The organism is Desulforegula conservatrix Mb1Pa, assembly GCF_000426225.1.
Taxonomy (GTDB): domain Bacteria; phylum Desulfobacterota; class Desulfobacteria; order Desulfobacterales; family Desulforegulaceae; genus Desulforegula; species Desulforegula conservatrix.
On record NZ_AUEY01000019.1, the window covers coordinates 1 to 21,448 of the forward strand.

16 protein-coding genes are annotated in these 21,448 nt (G+C 39.0%); 3 read left to right on the forward strand and 13 right to left on the reverse strand.

The features are described 5' to 3' along the window. The 11 genes from K245_RS0109060 to K245_RS0109110 all read right to left on the reverse strand — a co-directional run. A partial coding sequence (locus K245_RS0109060) for an IS5/IS1182 family transposase (protein WP_027359035.1) occupies window positions 1-329 on the reverse strand: 329 nt, incomplete at its 3' end. Window positions 330-425: 96 nt separating this feature from the next. Continuing rightward, window positions 426-1,397: a glycosyltransferase family 2 protein gene (locus K245_RS0109065; RefSeq protein WP_027359036.1), complete on the reverse strand. Its 972-nt coding sequence runs from the start codon at window positions 1,395-1,397 to the stop codon at window positions 426-428. 107 nt (window positions 1,398-1,504) lie between these two features. Then, window positions 1,505-3,154 carry a glycosyltransferase family 39 protein gene (locus tag K245_RS0109070; RefSeq protein WP_027359037.1) on the reverse strand — a complete coding sequence of 550 codons (1,650 nt, stop codon included), beginning with the start codon at window positions 3,152-3,154 and terminating at the stop codon, window positions 1,505-1,507. Beyond that, entirely contained in the window at window positions 3,144-4,316 is a 1,173-nt protein-coding gene (locus tag K245_RS0109075; protein ID WP_027359038.1) for a vitamin K epoxide reductase/DsbA family protein, read from the reverse strand. Before K245_RS0109075 ends, K245_RS0109070 begins: the two co-directional genes overlap by 11 nt. After that, a complete protein-coding gene (locus K245_RS0109080) occupies window positions 4,313-5,686 on the reverse strand; it encodes a tetratricopeptide repeat protein (protein ID WP_198013862.1) in 1,374 nt (457 codons plus the stop codon). The genes K245_RS0109075 and K245_RS0109080 overlap by 4 nt, the downstream gene beginning before the upstream one ends. An 817-nt stretch (window positions 5,687-6,503) precedes the next feature. Then, window positions 6,504-6,926, reverse strand: coding sequence for a type II secretion system protein (locus tag K245_RS28475; protein ID WP_084156182.1), 423 nt, complete (start codon window positions 6,924-6,926; stop codon window positions 6,504-6,506). 229 nt (window positions 6,927-7,155) lie between these two features. After that, the gene (locus tag K245_RS23745; protein ID WP_156906750.1) at window positions 7,156-8,910 is read right to left on the reverse strand and encodes a tetratricopeptide repeat protein; all 1,755 of its coding nucleotides are present in this window, start codon (window positions 8,908-8,910) and stop codon (window positions 7,156-7,158) included. 45 nt (window positions 8,911-8,955) lie between these two features. Continuing rightward, window positions 8,956-9,699, reverse strand: a complete 744-nt coding sequence (locus K245_RS0109095) for a glycosyltransferase family 2 protein (protein ID WP_027359040.1) — start codon at window positions 9,697-9,699, stop codon at window positions 8,956-8,958. Window positions 9,700-9,712: 13 nt separating this feature from the next. Next, a complete protein-coding gene (locus K245_RS23750) occupies window positions 9,713-10,630 on the reverse strand; it encodes a class I SAM-dependent methyltransferase (protein ID WP_051284006.1) in 918 nt (305 codons plus the stop codon). Window positions 10,631-10,863: 233 nt separating this feature from the next. After that, window positions 10,864-12,489, reverse strand: a complete 1,626-nt coding sequence (locus tag K245_RS0109105; RefSeq protein ID WP_027359041.1) for a DUF4352 domain-containing protein — start codon at window positions 12,487-12,489, stop codon at window positions 10,864-10,866. A 45-nt stretch (window positions 12,490-12,534) separates the two neighbouring features. Next, window positions 12,535-14,172, reverse strand: coding sequence for a two-component system sensor histidine kinase NtrB (locus K245_RS0109110; RefSeq protein WP_156906751.1), 1,638 nt, complete (start codon window positions 14,170-14,172; stop codon window positions 12,535-12,537). 492 nt (window positions 14,173-14,664) lie between these two features. Between K245_RS0109110 and rpsT the strand changes: the two genes are divergently transcribed. Then, complete coding sequence (rpsT, locus tag K245_RS0109115; RefSeq protein ID WP_027359043.1) at window positions 14,665-14,937, forward strand: 30S ribosomal protein S20; 273 nt, start codon at window positions 14,665-14,667, stop codon at window positions 14,935-14,937. Between the two features lie 213 nt (window positions 14,938-15,150). On the opposite strand, the gene lptE is transcribed toward rpsT, so the two are convergent. Together lptE and leuS are read right to left on the reverse strand one after the other, a co-directional pair. Beyond that, a complete protein-coding gene (gene lptE, locus K245_RS0109120) occupies window positions 15,151-15,660 on the reverse strand; it encodes an LPS assembly lipoprotein LptE (protein ID WP_027359044.1) in 510 nt (169 codons plus the stop codon). A gap of 131 nt (window positions 15,661-15,791) precedes the next feature. Further along, entirely contained in the window at window positions 15,792-18,383 is a 2,592-nt protein-coding gene (leuS, locus tag K245_RS0109125; RefSeq protein WP_027359045.1) for a leucine--tRNA ligase, read from the reverse strand. 1,015 nt (window positions 18,384-19,398) lie between these two features. Between leuS and K245_RS0109135 the strand changes: the two genes are divergently transcribed. Together K245_RS0109135 and yajC are read left to right on the forward strand one after the other, a co-directional pair. Beyond that, complete coding sequence (locus K245_RS0109135) at window positions 19,399-20,859, forward strand: Rne/Rng family ribonuclease (RefSeq protein ID WP_027359046.1); 1,461 nt, start codon at window positions 19,399-19,401, stop codon at window positions 20,857-20,859. A 247-nt stretch (window positions 20,860-21,106) separates the two neighbouring features. Beyond that, a complete protein-coding gene (gene yajC, locus K245_RS0109140; protein ID WP_035276861.1) occupies window positions 21,107-21,448 on the forward strand; it encodes a preprotein translocase subunit YajC in 342 nt (113 codons plus the stop codon).

Consider the following 21,448-nt stretch of genomic DNA (forward strand, 5'->3'; position numbering starts at 1 on the left):
CTAAAAAGCCAGATCGTCTTGGAATCGGGAACTTTATCGCCTGCATCAATTGAAAGAAAACGCATAAAGGACAATCGGTCTAAAATCTGATATTCAATCCCATCATCAGAAAGGTTGTAAAGAGACTGTAAAATCAGTATTTTAAACATCAGGATAACATCATACGGTTTTGCGCCCGCGTTGCTCTTTCGATCCTTCACAAAAACATTACTCAAAACAGAACGAAAATCCTCCCATGGAATCACCTTATTCAATTCAACTAATGGATCTCCATTCTTGTCAATTCTCGTATAGCGCTCTTTCCAGTCAAATAATCCAAGCTGCTTCATTGTCTAATTTGCTCACCATATTCATAAGTTAATATGGTTGTCTTATAACATACTTTTACTTGTTTAGTAATTAATAAAACAATTTTTAGAGATTCTCTATATTATAGGAGCTTTCCTCCCGCCCCTAAGACTCCGATTAGCTTCCATATCAAGCCACATTCCAAAAAGAGTGAACTGACTCGCGCTGATAAAGGTAAACATGGCAGCAAGAGCATTTATTGGGGGAATATGTCCAACAAACACCCAAAAATAAAAAACTCTTAAAAAGAGGAGAAAAGATGAGCAGCCAAAAAAGAAAGCCAGAAAATAAAATAGCACCAGAGGGTGAAAATCCCTGATAACGTATTTTTCCTTCATTCTCCAGAAAAACAGTTTCAGAAGAAGCCAGCTCAAGGTAAACATAACTTTTTTTATGTTCATGCCTGATTTCTCGCCGACATTGTAAACCGGCTCAACGGGAACATCAGCAATTCTGAAATTGGCCACATTAAGCCTTACAATCAGATCATTGGGTTGACCGTAACTCTTATACATCGAATCCCAGTCTATTGTTTTAAGAACATCACGGTTCATTGCTGTATAACCGGACTGAAAATCTGAAATCTGCCAGTATCCAGAGGCAATTTTTGTTAAAAGAGAAAGAAAAGCTGTTCCATAATATCTGACTTTGGGCATCTTTTCATATGCTTTGCCCGAAAAAAATCTGTTACCTTTGGCAAAATCTGTCAACCCCTCAGTAACCGGGTACACAAGTTTTTCCAGATCATCCGGGTTCATTTGGCCGTCACCGTCCATTCTTACTATAATCTCGGCGTCCTGGCTCAAAACCCATTTAAAACCCTTAGCAAGAGAAGCTCCGCATCCGAGATTTGTTTCGTTTTTTAACAGAATTATTCTTTTGTCTGACTCAGATATTTTCTCAACTGTTTCAAAAGTGTTATCAGTACTTGAATCATCTACAATTACGATTTTATCGACAAAGTCAGGCATCGTCTCAATGACTTTTATAATCTGCTTCTCTTCATTATGGGCAGGAACAACAACATAAATTTTTTTATTTGAATACATTGGATAATCCTGATTTCTGTTTAGCCCAAACATAGAATCTGAATAAAAATGGGTTACTACTGTCGGTGCACAATATATAAGTATACAAGTCTACGTGATTGCCTGATTTACTTTATAATCTCATAAACTGAATACCCGTAGGCCCTGAATATCAGTCTGGCATGAAGCCTCCAGAAATCTAAAATTATTTTCTGGTGATCATCATCAAATACACCGCTTAACCATGACGAGTAGAGTTCTTCACCTACAACAAAATGTGTTATCCTGATATTAGTCAGATTATTAAATATGTCTTTAGCACTGTTAGCATTATTTGTAAATTTCCTAAAAACATTCTCATCAGTTACCATCGGACGGTCACAGTAATATCTTCTGTTTCCTACAAAAAGGCCAAAAATTTTGGCATTCCGGTCAACTTTCTGATTAATATATTGATACGCTGAATATTCTGGCCTTTGATTCTGAATATATTCACCCCGCGAAATTTTTCCTGAAAGATACGGTATAGGATCAATTTTTTTATACAGCTCGAAAAAATAATTATAATTCATCGAAAACATAGCAATGATAATAATTGCAAAGGCTGATTTAATGGTTAACCCTGAACAACCAAATTTTTTTTTAATTATCTGCCATAATTCCCCAAGCCCGATAAAAGAGAGAACAGTTAAGGGGGCAATGGCTGGTCCAATCCACCTAATGCGCATATCTGTCTGAACATAGACAAAAATGATATAAGCCCATGCAAATGAAAAAAGCAGAATTTTTTCATGATCAGGAAGCTTTTTCTTCATGTACCTGACAACTTCTACAATCATTGAGATTATTGGAAGAAAAAAAAGAAAAGGATTCAGTCGGCCATCAAAATATTTTGGATCATCGTCTCTGCCCTGAAAAAAAATACGGACAGGAGTTGTTATTGTTTCAAAAAAACTCTCGCCATGAACCACCCTGCGGTAGTAAAAATGGCTTTTTTTGACTGATTCCCCGCCAGCAAGTCCCGTATGGCTATCTGAAGGATTGAAAAGAGAGTTATACAGAGGATAAACTGGATTTTTGGTCCACAAGTAATTTTTTACAAGCCAGGGGGAAAAAATTATAATCGCAACAATGCAAAAAAGGCAGGCTCGCTCTATGACAAATTTTGACTTCGCAACTTTCTTTTCTGAAAGCCAGATAACAGCAAACATCATAAGCATAAACACAATCAGGCCGTTGTATTTGCAGCTCATGGCAAAGCCGCATGACAAGGCAGAAAAAACAAGATATCGGAGTTTTTCTAATCTTTGCCATTTAATAAGATAGTATAATGATAAAAAAGAAAAAAAAATCAGGCCTAGATCAACATATACAGTTACTGACAACTTTACAATTACAGGCAGAGACAGAAAAAACAATGCGCCTGCACAGGCAGCATATAAAGATGCTCTTTGCCTCAGGATCTTATAAACAAAAAATGATGAAAACAGAGCCATTCCAAAATGAATGTATTTTGGTATAATATCATTGCCGAAAAACAAAGGGATTGCGTAAATAAGCTCCAGGAGCTGGGGGTAATATGAAAATTCAATATCAGGAATTTCATATATACCGCCATGCTCTATATAAAGTTTGGGAATGGCGAGATGATGGGTTAAGGCATCCCTGTCAACAGGAGGCGTTGAAGCCATTAAAATGATGGTAATAAATAAAAGTGCGTACAGTAAAATAGAAAAAAAGAGAAATATATTTTTATTATCAAAAAGGCTATTCTTCATTCACAGCTTTCTCGATTGTTTCAAACGGCAGCTCTCCTATGTAAACCTTGCCTTCAATCACAAAAGCAGGGGTAGCCATGATTTCAAGCTTCATACCTACCAGAATATCATTATTTAAAATCTGCCTAACAGTTTTGTTTTTTATGGCAAAATAGACTTCAGCCCTTGAAAAACCAATCAGCTCACTTATTCTGGCAGTATTGATTCCACCCTCATCACCGATTTCAAGATTGAAAAGAATATCATTAACTTTCCAAAAATTCCCCTTATGTGCAGCATAAACCGCTATCAGCGCAAGCTCGCCTGATCCCTCGTGAAAAGGAGCTGTAATAATAACATTATTAAATCTGCTGTCCATCGGATAATGCCTGTGTACAAGACGCAATTTATCCGGGTGAGCGGCCACAAGCTGCCGCATGAAAAAATGAGCTTTTTTGCACTGAAAACAACGGTAGTCAGAAAACTCTGTTATCGTTAATTTGGGTTTTGTAGCTCCAATCCAAGGATGGCCGTCATCGGTCATTCCTGAATCGATACCTGATTCTTCAATGGATAAAGGCTTAAGAAGCCAGTATTGGGGCATAAACAGCCACATTGCAACAGGCGAAACGATTATGATAAAAAAAACGATCCGCGCGATTTTAATTTTCATAAAAAATTTCAGGTCATTTATCAATCCCCTGAAAATTCCATCAGTATCAAAACGGCTTCTGATAATCCATGAATAAAAAAGCAGCGCAATATTGATGGCGTAACTGAGTATGCACATGATGCAGTAGCTTTTGATATAATAACCGGATATGAACGCAAGAACAAGACTGTAGGCTGTGAAACATCCTGATATAATAAAAATTAAGGGCCAGCCCCGCCTTTTTTCAGCCCTCACTGTTCCTGATATTGCAATAATAAAAAAAAGAAGCGCATATCCAATGATACCCCAGAATGGCACCGGTATATTCATAAATATTGAATAGCTGCTCTGGGAGACAGTATCGCAGTTGATGGCCTTTGAAATCGCACAGAAACTTATATAACTGATATCATTATAATTTCTGTAATGGGAATAGCTAAGATAAATGGAATTGACGAGACCGGATAATGAAATGATGAAAACAGGTATAAAATAGTATCTGTATGATAACGCATTTATTTCTTTTTTCATTGCTGCTTATCATCCTTACCTAAAAGCTCCCGTATTTTTTTCATTATGACAGGCTTAATTATATCAGCAGAAACAGGCACTGTCTGATAAAAAACAGGTAAAACTTTCAGCATTGTATTAATTGAAACTATACTGTTATTGCCAAGCATTTCTTCAGCATATTTTTCAGCAACAGTCATATTCCCTGATTTTACGCCGTTTTCTATAAGGCAGAAAGTTGTAAACATATTAGCAGGCTCTTTTCTGCCCAGCCTTGATAGAAACCACTCTGCATTTTTATAATGCCCTGTCATTGAAAGCGCCCTGCCTATATTCAAATATACTGAAGAATCCCAAGGAGACTTATGAAGAGCCTGTCTTAGATAATGGAGAGCTTCATCGGGTCTGTTCTGCCATAAAAGAATCAGACCTTTTACATTTAAATAATCGCTTTTGAGGTATCCTTTGCGGTTATTAAGAAGCAGGTCCATTTCTTTTGAGGCTTCTTCCCATCGTCCAAGCATTATGAGTGGTTTTACCATATCAAAACGGCCCTTTATAAAATCAGGATCAATATCAAGGGCTTTCTTATAAAATTCGATTGATTTTTCAAACTGATTTCTTTGAAAATATATAAAAGCAATGTTTCCATAAATATCTGAATCAAGATTCTTTCTTGCTTTATTCATAAGCAGAGTTTTTTCAAAAAGAGCCATTGCTACATCATAGTCTCTTAGTGTAGGATTATCTTTCCATGCTAAAGCAATCGCGACATTTGTAGCAGGCCTTGCATCGTTTGGAGCTTTTTTCAAAGCATCATACCATAGGGAAAGTTCCGTTTTCCAGACGTTATTGCGACTATATGTATTTATACCAAACCAAATAATTACAAGAGAAGCTGTAAATATAATCATCTGATAAACGAAACAGTTTCTACCTTTGAATCTTTTCAAAGCTTCATTTACTCCCCAGGCAACAGGCATAAAAAGGAACATGGAAGGCAGATAGTTTCTATGCTCAAAGACGAGTTCCAAAGGGATAAATGTCGATTCTATTATGTGATTTAAAAAATAAAAAAGAATTGATAATGCCAGCAAAGGTCTTTTAGTGAACTGAAAAAATCCTATAACAATTATCGTAAAAACTGCCAAAATAGAAGGAAGCGTCATCCAAGGCTGAAATAAATTTTTTGAAATTTCAACATCGTGGGTTATGGAAAACCTATCAGATAGAGGATAGAATAACTGGGAAAGATATCCAAGAATTATTCTTGGCTCTGTAAGAAGCCTTTCCGAAATGGAAAAAGGCCTGTAATTATATCGATCTATAAAAAAAAACAGGTTGCCTTTAACAAAGATTGCCACCCCGCCAATACTAATGACAGCTACCAATAAAAATATCGCAAAAAAATGTTTATATTTTATTTGTATTTTCTTCACATCTTTAAAAAAAAGAACATCTACCATAATAATAGATAATGGCAGGATAGCAGCATTTTCTTTTGAAAAAAAAGCGCAAAAATAGCATAGAATGCAGAGGAAATAAAAAAAATAGCCTTTAGCCTTATTCACAGCTACCTTATGGCCAATGCCATACAATATTAAGCAACGCCCTTTGACATAAAAAAAAATTGCAGCGATATAAAACATCGCAGCCATACTGGTCATGCGTTGTACTATATATGTTACAGCTGATGTCTGTATAGGATGCACCGCCCACAGAACAGAAGCCAAAACTGAAATAAAATAGGCTTCTTCCTTCGTAAAGCGCTTTCTTAAATTTGGAGATTCAAAAATAACAAGACTGGATAGAAGAAGAAAGACTAACGATAACCAATGAATTAAGATATTTATGATGTGATATCCAACTGTATTCGAACCGCCAATCAACCAGTTTAAAGCAAAACTCAAATTTGGAAGTGGTCTGTAATTTTTATGACCCTCTCTTGAAAATGAGGATTTCCAAAGAGTGTCATAAGAAAAATTTTCAAGATGGAGGGCTTTATTATTAATGATATTCGGTATATCATCGAACTGCCAGACAGAATCAAGGGTATTTGAATATACGCAGGCGATGATCACAAAAAGAAGAAAACTCGTCTGAATCGCATTTTTCATAGAGATATAATCAACTGATACAATGCTGATAAAAAAAGGAAGGCGGATTTCTCCGCCTTCCCTCTATTCTGACATCTTAACTGTCATTAAGCTACTTGAGGGACAGAACTTTTGTATATACCTTATTAGTCCATGACTTAGTAGTAGTACCTGCTATGTTAGGAGAAGAGTCTTGGTACTCTTGAGGGCATCTTCCGCTTCCATCAGTAACTGTGATTGTAATTGCAACGTTAGGATCAGCTGGCCCCACGATTGTCCATGAGTTGGATCCGGTACCTGTGTAGGTAAGGTCTGTACTCGCAATGTTTGTATGTGTTGGAATTGAGAAATAATCTGCAACTGCTGCTGCTACCGCATTTGCATCAGATTCAGCAGCTGAACAGAAAGATTTGTTTCTGTATGCAATGAAGTTAGGTATAGCGATTGCCGCAAGAATACCGATAATAGCGATAACAATCATGAGTTCGATAAGTGTGAAGCCTTCTTCGCTCTGCATTCTAATTTTTCTAATCATAATGTTTCTCCTTTTCTTTAGGTTGTAAATAATGATTTGACCATGAGATAATAGTTTTTGTTGTTAACAATAAAAGCAAACAACATGCCAATAAATAAACACATATAAATTATGATTGCATAGCCACTACCATAAAACATTAGCTGAGCATATGACATTTTTTGGGATATATATATACAAAAAATGTCAAACACAAAAAAAACTCATCTGTGAAATACTATCAATAATATCATTGAGCCCTAAGAATTTTATCAATATCACTCTGGGCGTGTATATATCCCAGGCTGTAAGATTTCTGGAAATTCCACAAAGCTGCAGCAACATCGCCGATTTCATTATTAACAAGTCCCACCTTATAATAAGCCCTGGCATTATCAGGGGTAAGCATTATAGCCTTTCCAAGATATTTCAAAGATTTACTATATTCTTTCTGCTTCAAATAAATGCTTCCAATATTATAATAAGCTAAAGCAAAATCTGGCTTGATACTCACGGCTCTGAAAAAACTTTTTATTGCTTCCTCATTCTCATCCAAAGCCATATGGCAAACTCCAACATTAAAATGACCATTAAAATATGATGGTTTAATTTTGATTGCTTCGGAAAAACAGTCCTTGGCTTCTAATATTCTTTTTTCCTTCATTAAAGCATCACCAAGATTGCCGTAGGCGATATAATTATTTTTTGTAACACAGATTGAATGCTGAAATATCGAAATACTGTCACACCAGTTTTTGACATAAAAGCGAGCTGCAAACATAAAAAATATCGCTGTGGCAAGTAATGAGCTATAAGCGAAAAAATTACCGTACTTTAGTTTATCAAAAACAAATTGGGCGCCGAAGCCCATTATTAAAAAAAGGCCTATAAAAGGAATATAAGTATAGCGGTCAGCAATTGATTGAGCCCCAACCTGAACAATTCCTATAACAGGAACAAGAGTCCCCATGTACCAAAACCAGCCGACAAAAAGCCATGGAATTTTTTTAAAAAACCAGATAATCGCTGCCGATACAAATATGAGAAACAATAAGGAAATATAAAAAAATGGCCAATCAATTTTTGGGGCATAAGGATAAAATATCGAAAGATTAAAAGGATAGACCATTTTAATGATGTATTTAAAGTAAGAAATGAATGCGTTACAAAACCTCTCAGGTAATGGCAGTACGTCAAGCGATGACACTGCACCTCCCTTGGCCTGAGCTATTACTGTAATATAGCTTGAGAGCATGCTCAATATGAAAAACGGAATTTTTTCTATTATTAGAGATGACAATATTCTGTATCGTGGATACATTTTCAAGTCATTCATGCGTTTAAGCGGCCAGTAATCAAAAAGCATCAATAAGAATGGCAGCGTAACGATCATTGGCTTTGACATTATTCCAAGTGCAAAAAAGGTCATAGCCGACCAATATGTTACTCTTCTGCGTGACTTAGCATAAAAAATATAAGTCAAAATAGTAAGCATCATAAAAAAAGTACTCAGAACATCTTTTCTTTCTGCAATCCAAGCGACTGATTCAACGTGCATGGGATGAAGAGCAAAAAAAGCCGCGATAAAAGCACTTGGCCATTTTTGAGTTGTTGTTTTGAAAAAAATAAAAAAAAGAAGAATGGTATTTAAAACATGGAATAGCAAATTAGTAGCATGATGTTTGCCTGGGTCAAGACCATAAAGCTGACAGTCCAGCATGTGAGACAGCCACGTAACCGGGTGCCAGTTGCTTGCATGAAATGAAAAAAAGGCCCACTTTATACTATCTGCTGTCATGCCATGTTTAACATGAATATTTTCAGTGATATATTGAACATCATCATAGTTAATAAAGTCATAATTAACAACTGGGATATATACAAATAAAGTTGCCGTGAATAATAGACAGCAAATTATGAATTCTGGTCTGACTAACACTTGTTTTGATGAATATTTAATCAAGTTCGGATAATCTTTCAAAAAAAATGCGGCAATAAACTTCAATTTTAAGTAATTGCGACCTTTAAAACTTAAATTTGCCGCTTTGTGCTATTTAATAAACAAATTATGTATTTTCCCTGATTTTGCGAGTATGTAACAATACATAGTTTTCAGACATCCAAATCCATATTGAACACTTCTAAAAAAATTTATCGAAGAAGCCTCAGCAAAGTACTTTGTAGGGCAGCTTATCTCGGCTATTGTGCAACCAAGCCAGATTATCTGTGCCAGCATCTGGTTATCAAACACAAAGTCATCTGAATTTTTATCAAACGGAATTTTTTCCAGAAGTTCCCTTGAAAAAGCCCTATATCCTGTATGATATTCAGAAAGTTTTGCCCCAAAACAGACATTACCCGCAAAAGTCAAAAAACGGTTGGCAGCATATCTCCACAAAGGCATTCCGCCTTTCAGCGCCCCGCCTCCAAGAATTCTGGAACCAAGAACGCAGTGATAGAGACCATTTCCTATGAGAGAGGCCATTGCAGGTATAAGTTTAGGCGTGTACTGATAGTCGGGATGAACCATAATAACGATATCTGCGCCATTTTCGAGGGCAAGCCTGTAACAGCTTTTCTGATTTCCTCCGTATCCTTTATTCCTTTTATGCTTGAATATAATCGACTTGGGCAAGTTTTCTGCTATTTCAACAGTTCTGTCGGAACTGACATCATCCACAATTATAACCAAGTCGACAACGCCCTGATCCATGACTTCATCATAAGTCATGCGAAGTGTTTTCTCAGCATTATAAGCAGGCATTACCACAACAACTTTTTTATCTTTATACATAAAATATAAGGCCTTATTTTTTAGCTATGACAATAATTGTGCCACTATTATTAACTATTTTTTCAAAAACGACTATGGGTAAAAAGAGAACTGAGAAAGTGAAGCCAAGTATAATATTTAAATGATCTATCAAACTATTCGACCTTTTTTTTCTGCCTCTTAATCGATCAAAAAAAACATCCGCCTTCTTAAAAATAGAATTCAAGGCGCTCTGAACCCATCCGAGAAGATCATACTCAAACTCCTGCCAAAGCTTGTGTTCGATAATAAAACCATTTGATTTGAGACAGCATTTTAATGAATCTGCATCAAAATGGTATATATGACGGGGTACATCCAAATGAAGCCATTTGTTTTTAAATAATCGAGCCTGGATACTTTTTTTATTTGGAACCGCGATAATCAGCTTACCGTTTGGAGCAAGAAGGCTATAAATACCAGTGAAAACCTTTTTAGTATCCGGCATATGTTCCAGTGTATGCCACATGGTAATACAATCAAAAGGTTCACTTCCAGCGAAATCTTCAATCTTTTCTTTAACAGCCAAGTTATTAAATAAATCATAATCAGGATTGATCTCTGTGCCGCTGACATTCCATCCAGTGGTTTTTAATGATTTTATAAATGAGCCATCTCCGCATCCAATATCGAGCAGCTTTTTGCCTTTACCATTTTTGATTGTCGAGGAAACGATCTTGGAACGCCGCTTTATGCAATATTTTTCAGTAAAACCGTGCCTGTTACCATAATATGATCTATCGTAATATTTTTTTAGATCATTAGGCTGGGGGGTTGTATATCCAAGTCCGCAGCCAGAACAATTATATATCGAGAAAACTTCCATTGAAACACTATCACTGACTGGGCTGTAAAGAGGTTCGAGGTTCATACCACAAATATGGCATTTGGTATGAAAAGTTTTATCAGACATTTGTTTTCGCCTATTGTTTTTTATTTTAAACAGGTGTTTCTATTATACCCAATTGACTCACAAAAAGTCCGATTACCTTCATTCCGGCGCAGGCCGGAATCCAGAAGCGCCTGAACAGAATGGATACCGGATCAAGTCCGGCATGACGACGACGCCTTTTTTTGACTTTTTGCGAGACCGTCACTCTTAATGGCTTATGCTTCTTGTAAGAGCTATCATACAACGGCAGATATTCATGGAAACTCCCTGAGTATCTGCCCAAGTTTTACGTGATCAAAAGCAATTCGTCTTGGTCTGCTTTTGGTATAAAAAAACACGTCTCCTTCAATTTCTTCGCCAGGAGCCAACTCTGTGACCAGATTTTTTGAAAAATCATTATACTGGTATTTGACGCCATCCTCGCAATCAAGAGAAAAGAAATCCGGATTTATCCTGAAAGCATCTGGTCCGACATTTTTTAGCCAGACCCTTATTTTTCTCTGGTTTCTGTTTTTATTACCTGAAAAGCCGTCATCACGCATAGCCATTACGACATATTCATTTCCTTCGAAAAAAAGAAGCTTCTCACTTTTCGCTTTGTGAACAAGCCATTCATTCCCAGGAGTTGGTTCAAGACCATAAGCCTTTTCAGCAATTGTTATTGCGCCTTCCAAGACAGCCTTATCCTTATTATAATTACGGAGAATACTTTCTGCCTTTTCTGCCATTTTTGAAGCGAACATCATCCTGTTCAGCCTTAGCAAATCGGCGTAAGATTCATTCCCAGGATCAATGTCTGAAAGCCTCGAATATGCTTCGTATCTGGCTTCATAATCATCAAATGCCATATCTTTTATTTTCTGATTCAGAATTTTCTCGTCAAGGCTGCTTTTTATCAAAATGAGGAAAGGATTGTAACGCAGATTTGGTATATCATATTTATTAAGTTCTGACTTAGCAGGCTCTATTCCTTCTCTGTCTGCTACAGAAATGATATGTTCTTTAAGCGACCAGGCATTTTTACGAAATATATCAGCCTTTTTTTCAAGCGCTGTTTCATCTGCAATACGCTTTTTTTCATCTCTGTAAACCCGGTAAGAATCAATGCCGGAATTGACAGAATAATAAACAGCCACAAAACATATAACTACTGAAACAAACAGTAAAATCTGCTTTTTAAAGTTCCATGTCACAGAATACGAGGTGAGAGCCAATGATTTTAAAACAGGCGTTAAAGCAAACAAAAAAGAAATAAAATATTTTGCAATTACGACAGCGAACCCTCTAATGCCTGCTAAAACTTTTGAAAACTCTTTCAGATAATTACATGCGCCAGAAGAAACAGGCGTCTCGTATAGATCCTCCTGTTTCATGGACTCAAGTTTTGCGAAAACGGCTCCGCAGTTCCGGCACTCATACTCTCCGAAATACCGGTTTGACCTGCAATTGAGACAGAAACCAATAACATGGCCGGTCTCTTCAAATTCCATGACAAGTCTATCATCCCCATCACTAAAACTGTCAAATGATAAAATATCAGAGGACTCGGGCTTCCGGTTTTCCTGCTCATCCAAGACTTCTTTGTCCGACTCCTTTATCAGGGCATTTTCATAGATTTGAAAATCTATGCCGCACATCAGGCAAACCCTGTCATTTTCAAGCCTGTCAAAACCGCATGAAGGACATTTGGGCCCGGAAAAAGTCTTTACTTCCGGGACTACCTTCTTTTTTTCGTCTGATTCTACCTCCGGTTTCTTAGCGGGCCCGGTATCTGAAGAGCTTTGGTAAATCTGAAAATCAATCCCACACATCAGACAAATTCTGTCAGATTCTATTCGCTCGAATCCGCATGCAGGGCATTTCAAATCTTGGCCTGTCATAACCGTGATACCTTTAATTATCTTGATGCCATATTAATAACAAAACTAAATTTTCCAGATATTTATACCATGGGTTCTGCCAGCTACAGGAAGATAGACCATAACTTTTGTACCCCGTCCCTCTTCAGAAAGGATATGTATATGGCCGTCATTCTGTTTAACCGCAGAGTAAGCAATCGTAAGACCAAGCCCCATACCTTTTCTCACACCTCTCTCCCGTGTAGAAAAATAGGGATCAAAAATCCTTGGCATATCTTCCTTGCATATTCCAGGGCCATTGTCAGACACGGTTATTTTAACATATTCACCAGGAGGCAAAAGAAAGCCGGGATGAATGGAATCTGCATCCATAATGACCTTTTCAGCCTCTATCTTCACTGTATTGTCTGACGAGACTGCAGCCTCGAGCGCATTGGACATTATACTTGATAAAGCAAGCCTTATTGAATCACAGTCTATGCGTACCTCAGGAAGATCCTTCGGAATATTTGTCACTATTTTTATTCCTGAAGTCCCGAGATTGAGCATGACAGCTTCATTAATGACAGGGCCGACCAGAATATTCTGGCGATAGACCTTTCTGGTCTGTGAAAAATTAATAAATTTATGGGTGATTGACTTCCCCATGTTTGCGGCTTTTTCAATCTGCCCGAGCATATTGTGTACTCTGCTGCTTTTTTCCAGCTCCATCTGGGCAAGGGATGTATTTCCAACTATAATTGAAAGAATATTGTTAAAATCATGGGAAATTCCGGCAGCGATTGTATTTGCCACCTCAAGCTTTCCTGACTTTATTCTCTCGTCCTCAAGCGCCCTTCTTAATGAAATATCCCTGATTATCAGCTGGTAAAGACGCTCATCCACACCCTCTACGGTTGTCACCCCTATTTCCACAGGAGTTCTGGAATCATCCCTCTTTTTTAACACTGTTTCAAAAAAATCTGACGCGCCTAATAACGAAAGGCCACCAGCATTCACTGTAGAATCGAATTCAAAAATACGATCTATGCAGATTCCTGATAATTCGGAAATATCCATTCCGGCGAGCTCGGCAGCCCGTCGGTTCACCATTTTTATTACACCCTCACTGTCCAGAAGAAAAAGAGCTTCGCCAGATTCCTCGAAAAGAAGACGGTAGCGCTTTTCGCTGTCTTCAAGAGCTGTCTTGGTTCTTGCCAGTTCCTCTTCCAGCTCCATCTCCTTGGAAACCTCCGTAAGATTCCCGAATGACAGACAGATCCCATCATTATCAAATGACTCAATTAGTACGGAATCCTTAAGCCACAAAATTCTTCCGCTCTGGGTTCTGATTTTGTATACTGCTTCAATATTCCCGGCGGTTTTACCCTGCTTCCTCTGGCTTTCCCTGATAAAAGCCATATCAGCTTTTCTGATTATATGCTTTTTGATTGTTACATCAAAATATTTATATACTCTCTGATCAATAACAGCCTTCCTAAAAATTTCCGGCAGCCCTTCTGTGTCCGTATCAAAAATCTTCAGAAAGCCTTTGCTTGCAAACTCATACCATATTGCGCCTGTTTTTTCATCCCAGGCAGAAATATAATGAAGAAAAGGCCCGGGCACTGAATCAAGCCCCTGATAAACCGACAGCGCTTCAGCAAGACGCATTTTCAGTTCTTCACTATAACCTGAGTCCAATATTCTTCCATGATAGTTCAAGATGTTATCCTCTTGATGGGTTGAGTTTGAAGAGAAATTCGGATTAATTTGGGCACAGCCAAAAAAATATTAATTTTGACAAGGTCGCAAAAAGTCAAAAAAAGACGCCTGCGTCATACCGGACTTGATCCGGCATCTTTGTATTTTCAATTACTTCTGGGCTTCCGGATTCCGGTTTTCACCGGGACAGGCCCCGCCTGAATGACCTTAATAGAACTTTTTGCGAGTCCATCAATTTTATAAAATATTTTAACATATGCGGCAATCTGTTTTATTCAGCATATGCGGCAATCTGTTCCTGATAATCAAAAAACCCCCGCATATCCGGCATAAAAAGGCCCGCCTCCAAATTACGCTTGCAAAACACTCTATTTATTATTAAAAAATAGCCTTGACATAAAAATCATCAGATAATATTTATACAGTCTATTTTGACATTCAAAATACAATTTATGCATATAGAAAAATATCAAACTTAAGGAGTCTTGGAAATTGGCTAATCATAAGTCAGCAGAAAAAAGAGCAAAACAGGGCGAGAAGAAAAACCTTCGCAACAGAATGGTAAAAACTCATGTTAAAACAGCAGTAAAAAAAGTCCTCGCAGCTGTTACTGAAAAAGATGAAAATGCAGCAAGCGTTCTTGACATGGCAAAATCAGCCATAGACAAGGCTGCAAAAAAAGGCGTAATTCACAAACGCAATGCAGCAAGAAAAATTTCCCGTCTTGCAAAAAAGCTTAATGCGATAAATAAAGCAAACGCGTAAACGCTCAAATATATTAGCAACTGAAAATCTGAAGCCGGGGATTCCCGGCTTTTCTTTTTCTTGTATAGCCCGGCTTGATCGTTTAAATCGCTTATTGATACTAATGGTCTCGCAACAAGTCAGAAAAGGACTTCAGGCCTGACTTGATCCTTCATCCAGCACTCTCAGACACTTCTGGATTCCGGCCTTCACCGGAATGACGGAAATACCTTGTCAATATTCATTCAGCTTTTCATAAACAGTTTCAGCCATTCTTTTTGAAACCGTCAAAAGCGCATTCTGCTTATTATTTTCAGTTGTTGTCCTGTTATCAGAAACCTTGTAAGCTTCCTCGTCCGTCAGCTTTGCAAGCTGCCTTACAAGTTTTCCGCTCTTATCCACAAGATTCACGTCCAGAAAAACCACGGCCTTTCTTTCAGTGGCAATATCAGGATTTGAGTGTGTTATGCCCTTAATGTCTATCCTTGAGATCTCGCCCTTGATGAATCCGTCAGCCTTTTCGAGAGAAGAATAAGTATCCGCGCTCTTGCTGATGAATTCCTCAATAAGGGAATTGGTCAGAACAACCTCGTATCCGCTTTCCCTGCTTTTGTTTTCAAACATCTGGATACCAAGCTTTTTAATGCCTCCGGGAAGTTTTGTTCCAACGGCAAACCTGTAGCCGCAGGATGTAAACGTACAGACAAGAAGGATGATAAGAACACTTAAATATCTTTTATTCAAAGGGATCTCCAGAAATATACCAGGACAAAAAAACTTTGCCGGGAACCGAAGGTGAAAGTTTCCGGCCTATTGAAATGGAAGAGCCTGTCTGGCGCATACCAAATAGTATGCACCAAGGAACAGGCAAAGTATTAAACTACTATATTAAGAAGCTTGTTCTTGACATAGATAACCTTTTTCAAAGGTTTGCCATCGATAAACTTCTCTACCTGCGGATCTTCGAGTGCAAGCTTTTTTACTGTTTCCTCATCCGAATCCAGAGGCATATTGAGCTTTCCTCTGAGTTTCCCGTTAACCTGAACAACCACGGTCACCTCGTCTGCAACAAGGGCGTCTTCCCTGTAAACAGGCCAAGCCTTTGCAGAAACACTTGAGCCATCTCCAAGAAAAGCCCAGAGTTCTTCTGAAATATGGGGAACAAAAGGCGCAAGCAAAAGTGTCATGGACTCGATTGAGAATCTGATAACTTCAGGAGCAAATGGAGCTTCTTCCTCTCCTTCCATGAGATAGAGCAAATTAACAAGTTCCATGACAGCACTTATTGCGGTATTGAACTGATATCTGTTTTCAATGTCTTCCCCAACTTTTTTGATGGTAAAGTTAGCTTTCCTGAAAAGTTCCTGAACCTTTCCTGATAGTGCATCCACCGATCCTGAGTATGATTTTTTGCCGTTTATGAGATCATAATAACGGCTGATGATCCTCCAGACCCTGTTGAGGAACCTGTCAGCGCCTTCTATACCCTGGTCGCTCCATTCAAGATCCCTTTCAGGAGGAGCAGCAAAGAGACAGAATAACCTTGTAGTGTCAGCGCCGTATTTATCGAGCATTTTATCCGGATCTACGCCGTTCTTCTTTGACTTGGACATTTTTTCAAGGCGTCCTGAAGTAACTGGACTTGAGCACATTTTGCAAACAGGCCCTGATTCTGTCTGAACAATTTCATCATAATAAAGAAATTTGTGTTCAGGACAGGTCATGGTCTCCCTGCAAACCATCCCCTGGGTCAGAAGCTTGTCAAATGGCTCCGAGATGCCGACAAGCCCTTCGTCCCTCATTACCCTTGTGAAATATCTTGAGTAAAGAAGATGAAGAATCGCGTGTTCAACGCCGCCGATATATTGATCAACCGGCATCCAGTAATCAACTGACTCACGGTCTATCATCCCTGTGGTGCAGAAAGGGTTGCAATATCTTATAAAATACCACGACGATTCCACAAAAGTATCCATTGTGTCCGTATCCCTGACTGCATCGGGATTTCCGCATTTAGGACACTGTACCTTCTTGAAAAAATCGAGCGCAGGAAGAGGAGATCCACCATTTTCAAGGAGCTGGGCATCCTCTGGAAGCAGAACAGGCAGATTCTCAATTTTTTCAGGAACTATCCCGCATGAATCACAGTGAATCATAGGGATGGGACTTCCCCAATATCTCTGCCTTGAGATGCCCCAGTCACGCAGCCTGTAGGTCACAGCCTTGTCCCCCAGCCCCTTATCCTTAAGATAAGTTGCTATGGCATCCTGGGCATCCTTATTGTCCATACCTGTAAAATCACCTGAGTTAACAAGAAAACCAGGAGCTGTATAAGCGGCCTTCATTGTCTCAGCATCAAGGGTTTCACCCTTTGGCTGAATAACTACAATGCGCTCGAGATTATATTTTAGCGCAAAGTCAAAATCTCTCTGGTCATGGGCAGGTACAGACATGACAGCGCCTGTTCCATATTCCATCAGGGCAAAATTGGCGGCAAATACCGGCATTTTCCTGCCTGTCATCGGATTTATGCAATATGCGCCTGTAAACACGCCTTCTTTTTCCAGCATGTCGATATTTCTGCTGGATCTGTCCTGGGTGGCAATTTTTTCGAGAAAAACTTTTACATCAGCCTCTGTTTCCTTTCCTGACGAAAGTGAAAGGACAAGAGGATGTTCAGGAGCAAGACACATGAATGTAGCGCCGAATAAAGTGTCAGGTCTTGTTGTGAATACTTCTATTGTTTCCGGGCTTTCCTCGATGGCAAATCTGATTCTTGCACCCACGCTCTTGCCTATCCAGTTCCTCTGCATCGTTGTTACTTTTTCAGGCCAGCCAGTGAGATTATCACATTCCTGAAGAAGCTCCTCGACATGATCTGTTATGCGGAAAAACCACTGATCCAGCCTTTTCTGACGAACCTGATTTCCGCATCTCCAGCATTCCCCGTCTTCAACCTGCTCATTTGCAAGAACTGTCTGGCATGGATCGCACCAGTTGACATGGGATTCTTTTCTGTAAGCCATGCCTTTTTCAAACATTTTTATAAAAAGCCACTGTTCCCATTTGTAATAATCAGATTTGCAAGTGGCTATTTCCTTTTGCCAGTCATAACTGAAACCGAGACGCTTTAACTGAACTTTCATGGCTTCGATATTGGAATATGTCCAGGCAGCCGGATGTGTATTATTGCTGATAGCGGCGTTTTCCGCTGGCATACCGAAAGCATCCCAGCCCATGGGATGAAGTACGTTGAAGCCTTTCATTTTTTTGTATCTGGCGATCACGTCTCCAATGGTATAGTTACGCACATGGCCCATATGAATCTTCCCGGAAGGATAGGGAAACATTTCAAGTACATAGTATTTGGGTTTTGTCTTATCTATGACAGACTTAAAGGACGATTTTTCTTCCCAAAAGCCCTGCCATTTAGATTCTATCATTTCGGGGCGGTAATTTTTGTCCATGCGCCAGATGCCTCCGCTGTTCAAAATTTATAATAACAATAAAACATAAATGAAAATCCTTTATGATCCGGACAATTTCAGTATTAAGGATCACATAATGCCGCAATCTATAGAAAAAGCACAAATATTAAGGATGGATTTTCACAAACTCATAAAAATGAAAACCCGCCAGAATCAATCAGTACCAGCCACAGCATGATTACAAGTCGGCGGGATAATACGGATATCTCATGCCACAACAGGGACCAAATATCAAGAAGGCAGCCAGAATCAAATGACATCTCCAAAAAAAAATTGACTTGAGGCTCTTGATTGCTTATTTTTCATCCGTCTTTAATTTTATGGTGGTTCAGGTTTATATGGTTTTTCCGGCTTATTTGGCAAGCCGTTAAAGCATCTGCCTTTTGGAACAGTTCCCCAGAAAACAAAATATGTCTATTTTTGATGGTCAGGCGGCTTTTTATCAGCCGTGCTGTCATCCTAAATTAAGACTGAAATAATATTTTAGCCCGGAGCAAGTAAACGGGCTTTCCAGACATTGATAGACTCGCAAAAAGTCAAAAAATGACTTTAGCGTCATGCCGGACTTGATCCGGGATCTTTGCATTTTCAGATACTTCTGGATTCCGGCCTACGCAGGAATGACGAAAATCGGACTTTTTGCAATGTTGTCAGACATTAAAATAAACGCAATTTCATGGTTTTTACGGACATAAAAAATACATCTGACCGTTTCCCCATGAATTCAATAATAATCTTTTTTTTGCCAGCGCAGCCATCTTTGAATAATCAGACCCATGCCATTATTCCATTTCGCGTCCAAGATGATAAAACTACGGCAAAAGGTGAGCAGGGAATAAAAATCCTTGAGCCCTTATGCCGACTATTAAGCTAACCTGATAAAATTTATCGGAAAGCGACCGGGATACGAAGACAGAATGATAAGCATACTAATTTTATGAGGATGTTCCATTATCCGCTCTGATTGCGCGCCGGCAATAAGGAAAATTTCAAAATGAGTATAAAGATCCTTATCAATGCGGTGGACAGTGAAGAATGCCGCATAGCAAAAATCTCAAGCAACAAGCTTGAAGAGTTTCACATTGAAACAGCGGCAAGGGAAATCACCCAGGGCAATATTTATAAAGGTATTGTGACTAGGGTGGAACCAAGCCTTCAGGCCGTATTCGTGGATTACGGCTCAGACAGACACGGGTTCCTGCAAAGGCAGGAAATCCATACGGATTATTTCCAGGACGGTATTCAAGTCAGCCAATCCCTCAGAAAGCTGATCAAAAAGGGCCAGGAAGTCATGGTTCAGGTCACGAAAGATCCTGCACAGACCAAAGGCGCAATGCTGACCACCTTCATATCCCTTCCCGGCCGTTACGCAGTTTTAATGCCTGGCTCGACAAATATCGGGGTTTCCAGAAAAATTGAAAACGAAGAAGAAAGAAAACGCCTCAAGGAAATAATATCGAAGCTCAAACTGCCCGAAGACTTCGGGCTTATCCTTAGAACCATAGGTGAAAACTGCACAAAAACTGACGTTGACAAAGACGTCAGATATCTCATGAAGCTGTGGAAGGAAATAAACGTCAAGGCCCAGAATGAAAAGGCCCCTGCCCTTCTTTACAAGGAACGCAGCCTTGCACTCAGATCAATCAGGGACTATCTGACGCCGGATGTCAAAGAAATAATAATTGACCATGAAGTGGTCTACAAGGAAGTCAAACAATTTGTGCAGATCATCTCTGCTGTCCAGGCAAAGCAGATTAAACACCACAAAGGCGACAATCCTCTTTTTGCCCACTATAAAATTGAAGACCAGATATCATCAATTTTTGAAAAAAGAGTCCAGCTGAAATCAGGCGGTTATATCATAATTGAACAGACAGAAGCGCTCGTATCCATAGATGTCAATTCAGGCAAGGCCACACAACAGGACAGCATTGAACAGACCGCATTTTCGACGAATCAGGAAGCAGCCGAGGAAATAGCAAGACAGCTCAGACTAAGGGATCTTGGCGGCCTTATAATAATAGACTTCATTGATATGAAGGAAACAAAGCACAAACTTGAAATTGAAAAAAATCTCAAGGCCCACCTGAAAGAAGACAAGGCAAGGGCAAAAATCGGCAAAATTTCAAAATTCGGGCTTCTCGAACTCTCCAGACAGAGAATCAGGCCATCCATTGAATTCGGCAGCTTCATCACCTGCCCTCTTTGCAGCGGCAAGGGCACCATTCTTTCAACCGAAGCCCTTGGACTTGCTTTTTTGAGAGAACTCAGAACAGAGTCACTTAAGCAGGGAATAACCCAGATAAAAGCATCTTTGCCAGTAAATGTTGCAAACTATATTCTGAACAATAAAAGATCCGAACTCTATGATATCGAAACAAAAAAAGGAATTACAATAACAATACTGGGCGAACACGGGATTGCACCAATGGCGAGGGAAATCACCTCGTCCTGATATTGTTTGGATTAGTCCTTCAGAAATAGTTGAATCATTTAGCGATTCGTATTATTAGACAGGGCTGGTTTTTTAGGCTATACCATATCGAATTCAAAACCTCACATGGGCCGAAAATATTTGAAAAAGCTTTAATACTAACTATTTAGGCTTTACTAGTGGCATTTTGTTTTGATTCCTTTGGTTTGATACATTTTTTCTGTTAACCTTAATGTCTGTAGAATTAAAGTAGTATGGAGGTAGAATCTTGATAGGCACTGCTTATGCAATGGGACAGAGCGGCGCGGCAACCCAGGCGCCTGGCGGAGCTTTCGCCCAGTTTATTCCAATTCTGATCATGTTTGTGATCATTTATTTTCTTCTGATTCGTCCACAGCAGAAAAAAATGAAAGAACACAAAGAAATGATGAATAACATCAAAAAAGGCGACAAGATTGTCACCTCCGGAGGAATCTACGGTACAGTAACCTCCGTATCCGAAACCACAGTGCATCTTGAAATAGCTGACAAGCTGGAAATCAAGCTGGACAAGGCATGCGTCAATACAGTTCTCAACGCTGCCAACCAGAAAGCTAAAGAAGGCAAATAA